Consider the following 14,479-nt stretch of genomic DNA (forward strand, 5'->3'; position numbering starts at 1 on the left):
GTGCCCGTGCTGAATCACCACCGCGTCGGTAGCGGGGCGCCTCTGGTCCTGGTCCACGGCGTCGGCAGCCGCTGGCAGGTATGGGAGCCGGTAATCGACCGGCTGGCGCAATCGTTCGAGGTCTACGCCGTGGACCTGCCCGGATTCGGCGAATCCGCACCCCTCCCGCACACCACCGTCGATACGCTCACCGACGCGCTGGCCGCCTTCCTCACCGAGAACGGCCTGGAAACACCACATCTGGCGGGCAACTCGATGGGCGGTCTGATCGTGCTGAACCTGGCCGCGCGCGGGCTGGCCCGTTCCGTGACCGCCTTCTCGCCGATCGGATTCTGGGCCACCGCCGGACGGGTCTGGTGTCAGCAATCGCTCGGACAGTCCGCGACGCTCGGCCGATTGCTGCGCCCCGCACTGCCCGCGATCCTGGGCACCCCCGCTGGACGCACCGCATTCCTGAGCCTGGTCTTCGGCAAGGCGTGGGCCGTGAGCGGCGACGTCGCACTCGCCACCGCGCTGGGCGCGATCGAATCCCTCGGATTCGCACCCGCGCTGGCTTCTTTCGACCACGCTCGCCTGCAGGACTCCGGGCGCCTGGCTCGCATTCCGGTCACCATCGCCTGGGGCAACCGCGACGTGCTGCTCACCTACGGAACGCAGAGCCGCCGCGCTCGCGTGCGCCTGCCCGAGGCGCGGCACCTCACCCTGCCCGGCAGCGGGCACACCCCGTTCTACGACGATCCCGAGCGCTGCGCGCAGGTCATCCTCGAGCAACTCGCCGCGACGGACCGATGAGCACGGTCGCGCTGACCGTCGACGGAAACCTCGCCGACGTCGCGTTGGACCGGCCCGGCAAACACAACGGCCTCACCATCGAGATGATGCGCGAGCTCACCCGCGTAGCGCGATTCATCGAAAGCCGCAAAGATATTCGCGCGGTGATCCTGCGCGGTAACGGTCCGAGCTTTTCCAGCGGCCTGGACATCGCCGGGACGATGAGCAATCCGCTGGGCGTCGCGCGCAATTTCGTGCCGAATCCGCTGCGCGGCACCAATTCTTACCAGGAAGCCTGCTGGGCGTGGCGGCGACTTCCGCAGCCGGTGATCGCGTCGGTGCACGGCCATTGTTACGGCGGCGCGCTGCAACTCGCATTGGCGGCCGACTTTCGTTTCGCCACACCGGATTCGGATTTCTCGGTGATGGAAGTGAAGCACGGCCTGATTCCGGATATGACCGGCGCGGCGACATTGTCACGACTGGTCGGCCTGGACAAGGCGCTGCTGCTGACCATGACCGCGGATCGGATCGATGCCGCCCATGCCGCGCGCATCGGCCTGATCACCGAGATCAGCGACGATCCGATCGAGTCCGCCCGGCAGCTGGCCGAGCGGATCGCGGAACGCTCACCGCACGCGGTGGCCGCCGCCAAACGATTGTTCGACCGGACCTGGCACGTCTCGGCGCGACGCGCATTCGGCATCGAACGCGCGACTCAGCTGCCTTTGATACTTCGCCGAGCCCGTTTTCGCAGGTAATCTGCGTACCGGCTGTACGCTACGAAGCCGGTGGCAATTCACACCGGTCGATATCTGTGGTACCCCCGTCACCGGGGTAGCTAAACCCGTGCCGAATGTGCGCAGTTTGTATTTCACATTTTGCCAGCCAGTCGATGATCGTGTGTGGCCGCCCTGAGTCTCCACCCGGTATCGGCCGCCCGTTTCTCGACACGACTCGGGAAGGCCGACCTACGTTGCCCAGAGCAGTTTCGATCCTGCTGGCCGCGGTAGCCGCGGGTTCAGCGGTGATGTTGACCATGACCGCGCCCGCCGACGCGAATCCCAACGCCATCAACCCCATTCCGGTATTGAACGGTACCGCCGGACTGCCGCATCTGAACGGTCGCAGCCGCGCGATCTTCCAGGTGACCGGCATGATGAGCCCGAACAGCACCCAGAATTACAACGTCCTCGGCACCGATCTGGGGATCATGTGGGACAACGGCAAAGGCCAGATGCTCACCGCGTTCGGCGATTCGGCCGGACTGGGACTGCCGAATCTTCTGGCCGGCAGCGCCTGGGCCTGGCGCAGCAATATCCTGTTGCGCAGCCATACCCGCAATCCGGCCAACGGCATCTATTTCGACAGCGTGGTGCGCGATATGTTCGGTCAGGCCCGGGATCTGATACCGAGCCCGAAGATCCCGTTCATCGAGATCAGCCGGATTCCGACCGCGGGCATCGAGGTCGGCGGGGTCCAGTACATGAGCCTGATGTCGGTGCGCAGCTGGGACAACGTCGGGCAGTGGACGACCAATTTCTCGGGCCTGGCCGCATCGGCGGACAATGGCGAGACGTGGGCGGATCTCGGGTTCACCCGACGGCCCAATTCCGGTGGGAACACCAAATTCCAGATGAACGCGTTCACCAAATCCGTCGGCTATGTGTACGAGTACGGCACGCAGTCCGGGCGCAACCACCCCGCCTATGTGGCCCGGGTGCGCGAACAGGATATTCAGAATCTCGGCGCGTACGAATACTGGGACGGCGGCGGCTGGCGCCGCGGCGACGTGAACGCCGCCGCACCCATCGTCGGCGGAGTGGGCGAGTTGTCGGTGATGTGGAACCAATACCTCGGGCAATATCTGATGCTGACGACCGACCCGTTCAACTCGGTCGTCATGCGCCGGTCCTCCTCTCCACAGGGCCCTTGGAGCGCACCGGAGGTCCTGATCGACGCCCGCGAACTGCCGACCGCCTACGCCCCGTCGATCTTCCCGTACCAAACCGGCCGCGACCTGTACTTCCTCACAACGGTGCACAGCCAGTACAACGTCGTCCTGATGCACACCACGCTGTAGCTTCGGCCCCCGCTTCGCTCCGGCGGGGTGAATCTTCGGCCTCCGCTTCGCTGCGGCGGGCCGGGGCCCTATTGATCCCGGTCCTTCCCTCCTGCGCTCAGTCGGTCCAGGACCGGGGCGGGCCCCAGCCTCGGGGTGGGCGTTGCCCGGGGTGGGCGGAACTCAGGCGGCCTGTTGTGGTTTCTCTGCTGTCAGGCCGTTCCGGGGCCCGGTCGCGCCGGCGCGAAGCCGAGGCCGGAAAATACAACTATGGACGCGGCCGAATGGGATGCTCGGTACACGCAGAGCGAGTTGGTGTGGGGCGCACCGCCGAACGCGACCGTGGTCGAGCACGTGTACGGGCTCGAGCGGCGGGTGGTGTTGCAGCCCGACGCGCCCGGGGAACCGGTTCCGGAGCTGCCCCGGGCGCTGGATCTGGCGTGCGGGGAGGGGCGCAACACGCTGTGGCTGGCCACGCACGGGTGGCAGGTCCGGGCGGTGGATTTCTCCCAGGTCGGGATCGATAAGGGGCGGACGGTGGCGTCGCGGTTGTCGCGATCGGTGCGCGGCCGGATCGACTGGCAGTGCGCCGACGTCACCGATCTCGACGCGGCCGGGATCACCGGGCCGTTCGAACTGGTGCTGAGTGTCTTCGTGCATCTGCCCGCCGAGCAGCGCCGCGCGATGCTGACCCGCGCCGCCGAACTGCTCTCCCCCGGTGGCACGCTGCTGGTACTCGGCCACGACACCACCAACATCACCGACGGGTTCGGCGGGCCGCAGGATCGGTCGATCCTGTTCACTCCCGACGACGTGGTGACCGATCTGGCCGGGGTCCCCGATATCCGCATCCGGATCGCCGATCGGGTGCTGCGCGGGACCGAGGGTCGCGATGCGATCGACGCGCTGGTCGTGGCCACGAAGATCGGCCCCGATCTGGCAGAGCAGGCCGTGACCGACTGAAACAGCTCAGTCCAGCGCGGCCCACCGGCGTAGCCACGGCTCGACCGCGCCGACGATGACGTCGAATCCGCTGCGGAACGAATGTGGTTGTCCCGGAACAACTGTCACCTCGGCGGCGTCGGCCGGATCGGGGATTCCGAACGGGTCGCGCGCACCGTTTACCACCACGACATCGATCGCCTGCGATGCGGCCAGCAGCTCGTCTCGCCGCGTCTTCTCCGGCTTACCCGGCGGATGCAGCGGAAAGGACAGGGCCAGAACACCTTTCGCGCCGACATCGACGGCGGTCCGGCACGCCACCCGCGCGCCGTTGCTGCGCCCACCCTGGATCAACGGCACCGACCGCACCTTCTTGCGCAGTGCCGCAACGATTTCCGTCCAGGCCGCATCCTGCACGGTCACCGATCCCGGAGCCCGCCGCCCCGCCACCCGATAGGGTTGCACCACCCGCGCGACCGCACCGCCCAACTCCACCGCACGATCCCGCACCGCGAGCAGGTCCTTCGCCTCCACCCCGCCGCCGGACCCGTGCGTCAACAGCAGCAGGAACTTCGCCGACCGCGGCTTGTCGAGTTCGACCTCCGCGGGTCCCGCACTCGTCTCGATACGCACGATCGCCGCCTCTCTCACCCCGATCTCACCTCGGCCGCTATCGGCCGCCTGCCCGGCCCGGCTCGGGGCCGCATCCACCGGCTGTCACCCTCCAGCATGGACAGTAATCGCCTGTCGCACCGGTCGACCCGCTGGGCTTCCGGCGCCTCCGGCCCGGAACGCAATCATCGGGGGATCACATCCGCGCAAAGCGCGCGGGCCGCCCTCCCTCGAGCACCCCGCGAACCGGCTGTCGCCGTGGGCTCCCTCCGGTCCCTGCGTAGCGCAAGAGATTCGCGACCGGAGAAGCACCTTGCCGCCGTGATCACTGCCGCCGGATCGGCAGCCGGTCCACACGCACGGCGATCGCACGACCCGCTTTTCCCGCGACCCGCTTTCCTCGCGGCTTACTGCGACCGGGTCACCGCCCCCATGTAGACACACCCGACGCCAGCGGCGGTTTGTTCATCGCATCACAGTGCTCGGCCAGCTGTTTGACGGCGGATTACTCGCGAGTAATATACGCTGTAAGTTACCCGCGGGTAGTTGACGGCGCATGCCCGAGACGACCCGGCGGAGACCGCGGGCGGGAACGGGCAACGTCCGACCGCACCAAACTCGATGGAGAGTGAGTAGACAGATGGGTCACTACAAGAGCAACGTCCGCGACCTGGAGTTCAACCTCTTCGAGGTGCTCGGCCTCGGTTCGATTCTCGATAGCGGCGCCTACGGCGACCTGGACACCGACACCGTCAAGGAGATGCTGCGCGAGGTACGCCGGCTGGCCGAGGGCCCGCTGGGTGAATCGTTCGCCGACGCCGACCGCAACCCGCCGGTCTTCGACCCCGAGACACACACCGTCTCGATCCCCGAATCGTTCAAGAAGTCCTTCCGCGCCATGCAGGAGGGCGGCTGGGAGAAGCTCGGCCTGCCCGAGGAGCTCGGCGGTCTCGCCGTGCCGCGCACCGTGCACTGGGCGATCAGCGAGCTGATCCTCGGCGCGCAGCCCGCCGCGTACATGTACGCCGCCGGCCCCGGATTCAACGCGATCTTCTGGAACAACGGCACCGAAGAGCAGAAGAAGTGGGCCAAGATCGCGGTCGACCGCGACTGGGGCGCCACCATGGTGCTGACCGAGCCCGACGCCGGTTCCGATGTGGGCGCGGGCCGCACCAAGGCGATCCAGCAGGAGGACGGCTCCTGGCACATCGAGGGCGTCAAGCGCTTCATCACCTCCGGTGACGCCGACGACCTGTTCGAGAACACCGTGCACCTGGTGCTGGCGCGTCCCGAGGGCGCGGGCCCGGGGACCAAGGGCCTGTCGCTGTTCTTCGTGCCGAAGTTCCACTTCGACCACGAGACCGGTGAGCTGGGCGAGCGCAACGGCGTATTCGTCACCGGCGTCGAGCACAAGATGGGCCTGAAGGTCTCGGCCACCTGTGAGGTCACCTTCGGCGGCCACGGCGTGCCGGCCAAGGGCTGGCTCGTCGGCGAGGTGCACAACGGCATCGCGCAGATGTTCGACGTCATCGAGAACGCGCGAATGATGGTGGGCACCAAGGCCATCGCGACGTTGTCGACCGGTTACCTGAACGCCCTCGAGTACGCCAAGACCCGCGTGCAGGGCGCCGACCTGACCCAGATGACCGACAAGGCCGCCCCGCGCGTCACCATCACGCACCACCCGGACGTGCGCCGCTCATTGATGATGCAGAAGGCGTACGCCGAGGGTCTGCGCGCGGTCTACCTCTACACCGCCGCGCACCAGAACGCGGACATCGCCGAGCTGGTCTCCGGCGCGGATGCCGATCTGGCCGCCCGGGTGAACGATCTGCTGCTGCCGATCGTCAAGGGGGTCGGCTCGGAGCGGGCCTACCAGTACCTGACCGATTCGCTGCAGACCTTCGGCGGTTCGGGCTTCCTGCAGGACTACCCGATCGAGCAGTACATCCGCGACGCGAAGATCGACTCGCTGTACGAGGGCACCACCGCGATCCAGGCGCAGGACTTCTTCTTCCGCAAGATCGCCCGCGACCGCGGTGTGGCGCTGGCGCACGTGGCCGGCCAGATCAGCAAGTTCCTGGAGCGTGAAGGCGGCAACGGTCGGCTCAAGGCCGAGCGCAAGCTGCTCGCCACCGCCCTCGAGGATGTGCAGGGCATGGCCGCGACCTTGACCGGGCACCTGATGGGCGCGCAAGAGGACGCCACCGAGCTCTACAAGGTGGGCCTGGGCTCGGTCCGCTTCCTGCTCGCCGTCGGCGATCTGCTGATCAGCTGGCAGTTGCTCGCGCAGGCCGAGATCGCCATCCAGGCGCTGGACGGTGTTGTTTCGGGCGACCTGCGAGCAGTCGCAAGCGGCGGTTCAGACGAGGCGTTCTACCAGGGCAAGATCGCGACCGCGCAGTTCTTCGCCCGCAACGTGCTGCCCGAGCTGACCGCGACCCGCGCGGTGCTGTCCAACCTGGACAACGACATCATGGAGCTGGACGAAGCAGCCTTCTGATCTCGTACATCGAATAACCGGAACGCCCCGCGATCGGACACACCCCCGATCGCGGGGCGTTGCTGTATTCCGGCTCGATTACAGTCCGAAGCGTTGTCCTCTACTGCGCGTTGTGATGGCCGACAACACGCTCGCGGCCCGGTGAGATCTCGGGGCCGCGAACACGCCGGAGCGAAGCGGAGGCCGAAGATACAACATCACGATCACGTAACGGTCGGTGCCGAGCGGCGCGATGTAATCGATGTTGCGTGGTGCAAGTCGCACATCCGCGGCACGAACCCGGCACAATACCCTCGGCGCGACTCATGGAAGGGAACAGACTATGAAACGACTGTCCGCATTAGCGGGAGCGTGTGCGGCGGTCGCGATAATCGCGGTCGGGGCTGCTCCGGCCGGAGCCGACCCCAACAACATCAATCCCTTCCCCGTGCTGAACGGCAGCAATGGACTGCCCAATCTACCCGGGCCGACGAAGGCGATCTTCCAGCTGACGGGAATGGCCAGCCCGAACCACACCGACCAGCAGAATGTGCTCGGCACCGATCTGGGCATCATGTGGGACGACGGGCGCGGGCACATGATCAGCGCCTACGGCGACACCGCCGGATTCGGCGTGCCGAATCTGCTGGCCGGAAGCGTGTGGGCCTGGCGGTCCAACGTGCTGTACCGCAGCCCCGCGGGAGCCAGCCCGTCACACGGCATCCACTACACGAGCTTCGTCGACAACCCGCTGCCCAGCCCGAAGATCCCGGGCATCGAGATCAGCTTCATCCCCACCGCGGGCATCTCGGTCAACGGCGTGCAGTTCATGCGGATGATGTCGGTACACGACTGGGGTGACGACGGGAAGTGGCACACCAATTTCACCACCCTGGCCGCCTCCGGTGACGACGGGCAGACCTGGGCCCAGCTGCCCACGACACGCCGCGCGGTGGACGGGCCGTGGGTCAACTTCCAGCAGAACGCCTTCCTGAAGGCCAACGGCTATCTGTACGAGTACGGCACGCCGTCCGGCCGCAACAACCCGGGATTCATCTCCCGGGTCAAGGAAGGCGATATCGCCAACAACGACGCCTACGAGTTCTGGGACGGCAAGACCTGGAAGCCGAAGGACCCGATGGCCGCCAAGCCGATCGTCGGCGGCGTCGGCGAACTGTCGGTGATGTGGAACGAGTACCTGCACCAGTTCGTGATGCTGACCACCGACCCGTTCAACTCGGTGGTGATGCGGACCGCGCCGAACCCCGAGGGCCCATGGGGCCCGCCTCGGGTACTTATCGACACCCGCAGCCTGCCGACCGCCTACGCCCCGATGCTCTACCCCTACCAAACCGGCGACGCCCTGTACTTCGCCCTGGGCATCCACAGTCAATACAACGTCGTACTCATGCACACACCGTTGTAAATTTGCTGGAATTTTCGGCCTCCGCGAAGCGGGGGCCGAAAATACAGCCAAATGCAGAGAGCTCCGTGCGGTTGCCGGGTCGGGGGTCTGGCAACCACACGGAGCCGTTCTGTGTATCGCGGCCCACACGGGAGTGTTACACCACCGCGCGGACGGACCTGAGAAAATTTCCGGACCCGACAGAGTGGACAATCGAGAAGGCTGCGGCGTGGAAGTGACGGGTTCGCCGAGTGCGCCGCCACGTGAGAGAGCTCGGACCCGCCGGAGCTCCGGAGACGACTCGAGGAGAATGTATGCAGCTGGGAATGATCGGCCTCGGCCGGATGGGCGCGAATATCGTGCGCCGGATCGTCGAGGACGGGCACACCGCGGTCGGCTATGCCCGGCGCGAGAGCCAGATCAAGGAGTTCGTCGACGAACTGGGTGACAAGTTCACCGGCGCCACGGATTACAAGTCCTTCGTCGAGCAGCTCGAGAGCCCGCGCATCGTGTGGGTGATGATCCCGGCGGGTGCGACCGGCGCGGTCATCGACGAGGTCGCCGAGCTGCTGGATCCGGGCGACATCATCATCGACGGCGGCAACAGCCGCTACCACGAGGACATCAAGCGGTCGAAGGCGCTGGCGCCGAAGGGTATCCACTACCTTGACATCGGTACCTCGGGTGGTGTGTGGGGCCTCGAGCGCGGCTACTGCCTGATGGTCGGCGGCGAGGCCGAACAGGTCGCGCACATCGAACCGCTGCTGCGTTCGATCGCGCCCGGTGTGGACGCCGCCCCGCGCACCCCCGGCCGCACCGGTGAGCCCTCGCGTTCCGAACAGGGCTATCTGCACTGCGGCCCCGCCGGCGCGGGCCACTTCGTGAAGATGGTGCACAACGGCATCGAATACGGCGCCATGGCCGCATACGCCGAGGGGATGAACATCCTGCACAAGGCGAATATCGGCGCGCAGCTCGAGGCTACGCATTCCGCGGAGGAGACTCCGATGGACAACCCGGAGTACTACCGGTACGACATCGACGTTCCGGAGGTCACCGAGCTGTGGCGGCGCGGTTCGGTCGTCGCGTCCTGGCTGCTGGATCTGACCGCGCAACAGCTGCTGCTGGATCCCGAACTGTCCTCCTTCGGCGGCCGGGTGTCCGATTCCGGTGAGGGCCGCTGGACCATCTCCGCGGCCATCGACGAGGGCGTTCCCGCACCGGTGCTGTCCGCGGCCCTGTTCGCCCGGTTCTCCTCGCGCGGCGAGGCGCTGTACGCGGACAAGGTGCTCTCGGCGATGCGCAAGGGGTTCGGCGGGCACAACGAGCTTCCGGCGAAGTAATCTCGCCGATCCCGCTGCCCCGCATCGTTGTTCGGTGCGGGGCAGTCGTGTTTCCCGGAGAACGGACGAGTCCGCAGGTGCCGGCCGGACGACGTCGGCGGGCGCGGCGGGGAGCCCACCGGATGCACTGTGGCGACCAGCAACGGCATATTCGCGACATCCGACGTGCCCGCCTTGGTCGGGGGTGATCCGGCGGGCTACCGTCGAAACTCATGCGCAACGTTCGCGGGATCGTGCTTGCTGTGGTGGCCGTCGGCTTGACCGCGTGTTCGGGCGGTTCCACGACTTCGGCGCCGTCGACTTCGGAGCCGTCGACTTCCAAGACCACTGCCCCCGGGACCACGCCCGCCCCCACCACCAAGGCGCGACCGGACTGCAATGCGAGTTATCTCGCGCAGTTCACCACGCGCCAGAAGCTCGCGCAGTTGCTGACCGTCGGGGTGACCGGGACCGCGGACGCGGCGAACGTGGTGCGCACCGATCAGGTCGGCGGGATCTTCATCGGCAGCTGGACCGATCAGGCGCTGCTCGCCGATCATCAGATCGACCAGGTCAAGGCGGCGGCGAAGGTGCCGCTGATGGTGACCATCGATGAGGAGGGCGGCCGGGTCTCGCGGCTGAAGAACCTGATCGGCGCGGTTCCCCCGGCCCGGACCGTCGCGCAGACCATGACCGCGGACGCGTTCTACACCCAGAGCCTGGCCCGCGGTAAGGCGATGAAGGACCTGGGCATCACCGTCGATCTCGCACCGGACGCCGACGTCAGCGACGAGGCGGCCGATTCGGTCATCGGCGATCGGTCGTTCTCCGACGACCCGAACGTCGTGACCAACTTCGCGGGTGCGTTCATCCGGGCCATGCACGATGCGGGGCTGGGCGCGGTCATGAAGCATTTCCCGGGTCACGGCCACGGTTCGGGCGATTCGCACACCGGCGCGGTGCACACCCCGCCGCTGGCCCAGTTGCAGAACAATGATCTGGTGCCGTTCCGCAATCTGATCGGTTCGGGCGCGGCGGTCATGGTCGGCCACCTGGACGTTCCCGGGCTGACCACGCCGAACGTTCCGGCCAGTATCAGCCCGCAGGCGATGGCCCTGCTGCGGCACGGCGCCGGATACAACGCCGCACCTTTCGACGGTCCGATCTTCACCGACGACCTCGGCGGGATGGCCGCGATCAGCGCCCGGATGAATATCGAGGACGCGGTGGCCGCGGCGCTCGAAGCCGGGGCCGACAACGCGCTGTGGACGACCAGCAAGGCTGTTCCCCAGGTACTCGACAAGCTCGAGCAGGAAGTGAATTCGGGTCGACTGCCGATGGCCCAGGTGGACGCCTCGGTGCTGCGGATGGCCAAGTTCAAGGGCATCACGCCGCACTGCTGATCGCGTTGACCCGAATGCGACAGCGTTGCGGTCGGCAAGCCCGTGAGCTGCGCTCTACGTCGCCGGCGCGGGCGACTTTCCGGCAATGGACGGATCGCAGAACTTACCTAGGAGTAAGATAGGGCTTTCATCATGGCCTAGGAGTGTGAATGGCGGGCGGTACGAAGCGGCTCCCCCGGGCGGTTCGTGAACAGCAGATGCTGGACGCCGCCGTCGAGGTGTTCTCCCGCAAGGGTTATCACGACACGTCCATGGATGCCATCGCCGCCGAAGCCAAGATATCCAAGCCGATGCTCTACTTGTACTACGGGTCCAAGGACGAGTTGTTCCGGGCCTGTATCGCTCGCGAGAGCATGCGTTTCATCGAGGCCGTAGCCGTCGCAGGTAACCCCCAGCTGACCCCGCACGAACAGCTCCGGGCGGGCCTCGAGGCATTCCTGTCCTATGTGGACAACCACCGCCTGTCCTGGCAGGTGCTCTACCGGCAGGCACTGGGCCAGCAACCGTTCGCCTCGGAGATCGCCAACAGCCGCGAGCGCGTCATCGAACTGACCGCCAAACTCCTGGAATCCAGCGCCAAATACGCCGAGCCGGGTACGAATTTCGACATCGTCTCGGTGGCGGTGATCGGCGCCGGCGAGGCCATCGCCGACCGCATCGCCAGCGGTGAGGTCCAAGTGGCCGAAGCCGTCAACCTGCTCGACGATCTGGCCTGGCGCGGCCTGGCGGGTAAGAAGAAGGCCGAATAGCCCGCAGGGCAGCCTTTTTCAGTTGAGAGTTGCGGCAACGAGCCAGCCCTGACAGAGTATCCGCAGATTTGTAGCAGCACAACGGCCGGTATTTTCGGCGGTTGGTTCAGTGGGGGGCGGACTTGTTCGGACTCTTGCGGCCCTGTGCGCACGGGGCGGCGAAATACGGTGTCGCCGCAGGTGAATTCGTCACGCAGATGTGCGGGCTCTGTCTGGGCCTTCGTGACGGGCACAGCCAGGTGGCGCGCGCCGCGACCAATACCGATGCGATCGTGCTGAGCATTCTGACCGAGGCGCAGCGGCCGGAGTCGGCCGCGCGCGAGACGGCGGGGCCGTGTCCGTTGCGCGGGATGCGCAAGGCCACGGTCGTCACCGCGGCGGCTCCGGGCGTTCGGCTGGCCGCTACGGCGTCATTGCTGTTGGGGGCGGCCAAGATTCGTGACCATGTCGACGACGGTGAGGCCGGGGTGTTGCGAGCGCGACCGATGGCTCGGGTGGCCGCGGGCTGGTTCACGCGAGCCCGGGTCGGCGCTCGCGACATCGGTTTGGATATCGAACCTCTCATCGCCGCCATCGACGCCCAGTCGAATATCGAACGAACGCTGACGGATTCGGACCGCATGACGAGCCGCCGCGCCGCAACCCTCGACACCCTGACCCGGGCGACGCAGGTGTGTACCGCCGAATTGTTCGCGCATACCGCGATACTCGCCGGACGCCCGGAGAACGCCCCGGCCCTGCGCGACGCCGGATGGCATTTCGGCCGCATCGCCCATCTCGCCGACGCGATCGAGGACCGCGAACAAGACCGTCGTCGCGGCAGGTTCAACCCGCTCACCGCCACCGGCACCACCCGGAAACAGGCATACGCTCTACTCCGCGAATCGAATTCCCGGATCGAGGAGGCGCTGTGGCGAGCCGGTCTGGCAGATGCGCCGATCGTGCGCTGGGCACTGCTGGATCCGGTTGCCGGGGTCGTGCGCCGCATGCGCCGAACGGCCGCCGCGTGTTCCGATGCCGCACACACCTGCTCCCACAATCACTGCGGAACCTCGCACGAGCACAGCACGATCTCCGCATCGACGGACCCCGCGCGCACCGTGCGGTTGCTCGGCTTCCCCACGGCCCCACGCCTGATCGAGCTGAGCGGGAGAATCGGATCGAATCCCTATGGGCCCCGATCCGGTACGAAGCTCCACGGCCCGGGGCCGCGCCCCGGCGCAAACACCTATGGCCCCGGCATGAGCGCACCGAATCAGCCGCACCCTTTCGAGCCCCGGCCCGGCACGAGTCCGCGTGAACCGGGTCCCAGCGGGCCCCGGACTCCCTACGGTCCCGGACCTGGTCTGCCGGGTCCGCTCGGTCCGCGGCCCGGTATGCCGTCCGTGCCGAATACGCCTCGCCCGTATGACATTCCAACGCCGTTCAGCGATCGCCCGGACAACGCCCCGCGCCACGACCGGAGCGCACCTGGGCCCCCACCACCGGAACGTCCCGGCTGCGGAACGGGCCTGGCCATCGTCTGCGGCGCCTACTGCACCGGCTACGCCTGCTGCGCCACCCATCGACGCCCCTGCAGCGGCGTGGAGCGTGACCCGTGGTTCAAGCGCGTCGACTGCTGGGAAAGTTGCTGCGACGGCTGCTGCGACGGCTGCGATGGTTGCGGCGACTGCCAAGGCTGTTCCGACTGTTGCAGCTGCGATTGCTGCCCCTGTGACGGCTGCGGCGACTGCGGCAGCTGACCCGCCGCACGATCGTGGAAAGGCAAGAGCCGCACGCCTTTCCGCTGTTCATCGGATCCCCCATGCGATTCGATGGGCTGCGGAAAGAGCGTGCGGCTCAGACTGTCCGGCGGGGCCGGATCAGTTCAGGGTTGCGGTGAGGTAGGGGTAGCCCTTCTCGGGATGCTTCAGGGACAGGTCCCAGCCCTGGGCGGTGTGGTCCGCGTAGGCATTGATCGTGGAGGGGAGCAGGATCGGTTTGCCGAAGCGGACCGAGTAGGTTGCCGCGGCGGGGATTCGGCCCTCGATGATGCCGAGAATCGCCGCGGCGGACCACATTCCGTGCGCGATCGAGCGCGGGAAGCCGAAAGCCTTGGCGCTCAGGGAGGACATGTGGATCGGGTTGCGATCGCCCGAGGCCGCGGCGTAGCGATGAATGATGGACTGGTCCACCTTCAGGGTGCGCAGTGGCGGCGGGGGAACCTCGTCCGGCTTGGGGGCCGAGCGCGGGCCGCCGGACAGGGAGGTCTTCTGCTGGTGCAGGAAGCAGGAGGTCTGCCGCCACACCAATTCCCGGCCGACATTGATCTCCGTGATCGCGTCGACCACGAGACCTTTCGGGTGTTCACGCAGATTCTCCACATGGGTCCGGATATCCAGCGGCTCACTGGCCGAGATCTCGCGGTGACGCTCGATCACGTTCTCCATGTGCACCGAACCGACCGCGGTGAACGGGAAATCCCGGGCGGTCAGCAACTGCATCACCGTCGGGAAGGCCAGCACGAACGGGTAGGTCACCGGCAGTGAGTCGCCGAAACGCAGCCCGGTCGCATGGCAGTACGCGGCCAGGTTGTCGACATCGACGCGCAGGCCGTTCAATTCCACCGCGCGGTCGGGGATCTGCGACTTGCGCGCCGAAATCAGTGGCAGCGGAACGGCTCCCAGGGCGGCCTTGAGATACAGGCTGCCGGTCTTGGGCGGCTCGTTCAATTTGATGGTCCGGGTCATCG

The 14,479-nt window shown here is 66.9% G+C and carries 12 protein-coding genes; 10 read left to right on the plus strand and 2 right to left on the minus strand.

Translation table 11 applies throughout. The features are described from left to right. Positions 1 to 6: 6 nt before the first annotated feature. The 4 genes from NV1_RS00850 to NV1_RS00865 all read left to right on the plus strand — a co-directional run bounded on the left by NV1_RS00850 (position 7) and on the right by NV1_RS00865 (position 3,796). Positions 7 to 792 carry an alpha/beta fold hydrolase gene (locus NV1_RS00850; protein WP_245713496.1) on the plus strand — a complete coding sequence of 262 codons (786 nt, stop codon included), beginning with the start codon at positions 7 to 9 and terminating at the stop codon, positions 790 to 792. Next, positions 789 to 1,532, plus strand: a complete 744-nt coding sequence (locus NV1_RS00855; RefSeq protein WP_067884466.1) for a crotonase/enoyl-CoA hydratase family protein — start codon at positions 789 to 791, stop codon at positions 1,530 to 1,532. The genes NV1_RS00850 and NV1_RS00855 overlap by 4 nt, the downstream gene beginning before the upstream one ends. Before the next feature lie 269 nt (positions 1,533 to 1,801). Beyond that, on the plus strand, positions 1,802 to 2,854 hold the full coding sequence (locus tag NV1_RS00860) for a glycoside hydrolase family 183 protein (protein ID WP_373864570.1): 1,053 nt from the start codon (positions 1,802 to 1,804) through the stop codon (positions 2,852 to 2,854). A 249-nt stretch (positions 2,855 to 3,103) separates the two neighbouring features. Continuing rightward, positions 3,104 to 3,796, plus strand: a complete 693-nt coding sequence (locus tag NV1_RS00865; RefSeq protein ID WP_067884470.1) for a class I SAM-dependent methyltransferase — start codon at positions 3,104 to 3,106, stop codon at positions 3,794 to 3,796. A 6-nt stretch (positions 3,797 to 3,802) separates the two neighbouring features. On the opposite strand, the gene NV1_RS00870 is transcribed toward NV1_RS00865, so the two are convergent. Then, positions 3,803 to 4,408, minus strand: a complete 606-nt coding sequence (locus tag NV1_RS00870; RefSeq protein ID WP_067884505.1) for an alpha/beta hydrolase family protein — start codon at positions 4,406 to 4,408, stop codon at positions 3,803 to 3,805. A gap of 619 nt (positions 4,409 to 5,027) precedes the next feature. Here NV1_RS00870 and NV1_RS00875 point away from each other — a divergent pair. From NV1_RS00875 to NV1_RS00900, 6 genes are all read left to right on the plus strand, one after another. Next, on the plus strand, positions 5,028 to 6,890 hold the full coding sequence (locus NV1_RS00875) for an acyl-CoA dehydrogenase (protein WP_067884472.1): 1,863 nt from the start codon (positions 5,028 to 5,030) through the stop codon (positions 6,888 to 6,890). Between the two features lie 322 nt (positions 6,891 to 7,212). Next, positions 7,213 to 8,295 (plus strand): glycoside hydrolase family 183 protein, encoded by a 1,083-nt coding sequence (locus tag NV1_RS00880; protein WP_067884474.1) that lies wholly within the window; start codon positions 7,213 to 7,215, stop codon positions 8,293 to 8,295. A gap of 293 nt (positions 8,296 to 8,588) precedes the next feature. Further along, positions 8,589 to 9,617 carry a phosphogluconate dehydrogenase (NAD(+)-dependent, decarboxylating) gene (gene gnd, locus NV1_RS00885; RefSeq protein WP_067884476.1) on the plus strand — a complete coding sequence of 343 codons (1,029 nt, stop codon included), beginning with the start codon at positions 8,589 to 8,591 and terminating at the stop codon, positions 9,615 to 9,617. A gap of 212 nt (positions 9,618 to 9,829) precedes the next feature. Further along, entirely contained in the window at positions 9,830 to 10,999 is a 1,170-nt protein-coding gene (locus tag NV1_RS00890) for a glycoside hydrolase family 3 N-terminal domain-containing protein (RefSeq protein ID WP_067884478.1), read from the plus strand. Between the two features lie 149 nt (positions 11,000 to 11,148). After that, the gene (locus NV1_RS00895; RefSeq protein ID WP_067884479.1) at positions 11,149 to 11,748 is read left to right on the plus strand and encodes a TetR/AcrR family transcriptional regulator; all 600 of its coding nucleotides are present in this window, start codon (positions 11,149 to 11,151) and stop codon (positions 11,746 to 11,748) included. A 101-nt stretch (positions 11,749 to 11,849) separates the two neighbouring features. Next, positions 11,850 to 13,490 carry a DUF5685 family protein gene (locus NV1_RS00900; protein ID WP_157116370.1) on the plus strand — a complete coding sequence of 547 codons (1,641 nt, stop codon included), beginning with the start codon at positions 11,850 to 11,852 and terminating at the stop codon, positions 13,488 to 13,490. A 120-nt stretch (positions 13,491 to 13,610) separates the two neighbouring features. On the opposite strand, the gene NV1_RS00905 is transcribed toward NV1_RS00900, so the two are convergent. Continuing rightward, entirely contained in the window at positions 13,611 to 14,477 is an 867-nt protein-coding gene (locus NV1_RS00905) for a MaoC family dehydratase (RefSeq protein ID WP_067884482.1), read from the minus strand. Positions 14,478 to 14,479: the final 2 nt, after the last annotated feature.

The organism is Nocardia vaccinii NBRC 15922 (assembly GCF_001613305.1).
Taxonomy (GTDB): domain Bacteria; phylum Actinomycetota; class Actinomycetes; order Mycobacteriales; family Mycobacteriaceae; genus Nocardia; species Nocardia vaccinii.

Excerpts from the sequence above, each read along its gene's own strand:
- NV1_RS00895 (WP_067884479.1), top strand. The coding sequence starts at position 11,149 with ATGGCGGGCGGTACGAAGCGGCTCCCCCGGGCGGTTCGTGAACAGCAG.
- NV1_RS00875 (WP_067884472.1), top strand. The coding sequence starts at position 5,028 with ATGGGTCACTACAAGAGCAACGTCCGCGACCTGGAGTTCAACCTCTTC.
- NV1_RS00890 (WP_067884478.1), top strand. The coding sequence starts at position 9,830 with ATGCGCAACGTTCGCGGGATCGTGCTTGCTGTGGTGGCCGTCGGCTTG.
- NV1_RS00905 (WP_067884482.1), bottom strand. The coding sequence starts at position 14,477 with ATGACCCGGACCATCAAATTGAACGAGCCGCCCAAGACCGGCAGCCTG.
- NV1_RS00880 (WP_067884474.1), top strand. The coding sequence starts at position 7,213 with ATGAAACGACTGTCCGCATTAGCGGGAGCGTGTGCGGCGGTCGCGATA.
- NV1_RS00860 (WP_373864570.1), top strand. The coding sequence starts at position 1,802 with ATGTTGACCATGACCGCGCCCGCCGACGCGAATCCCAACGCCATCAAC.
- NV1_RS00855 (WP_067884466.1), top strand. The coding sequence starts at position 789 with ATGAGCACGGTCGCGCTGACCGTCGACGGAAACCTCGCCGACGTCGCG.
- NV1_RS00865 (WP_067884470.1), top strand. The coding sequence starts at position 3,104 with ATGGACGCGGCCGAATGGGATGCTCGGTACACGCAGAGCGAGTTGGTG.
- gnd (WP_067884476.1), top strand. The coding sequence starts at position 8,589 with ATGCAGCTGGGAATGATCGGCCTCGGCCGGATGGGCGCGAATATCGTG.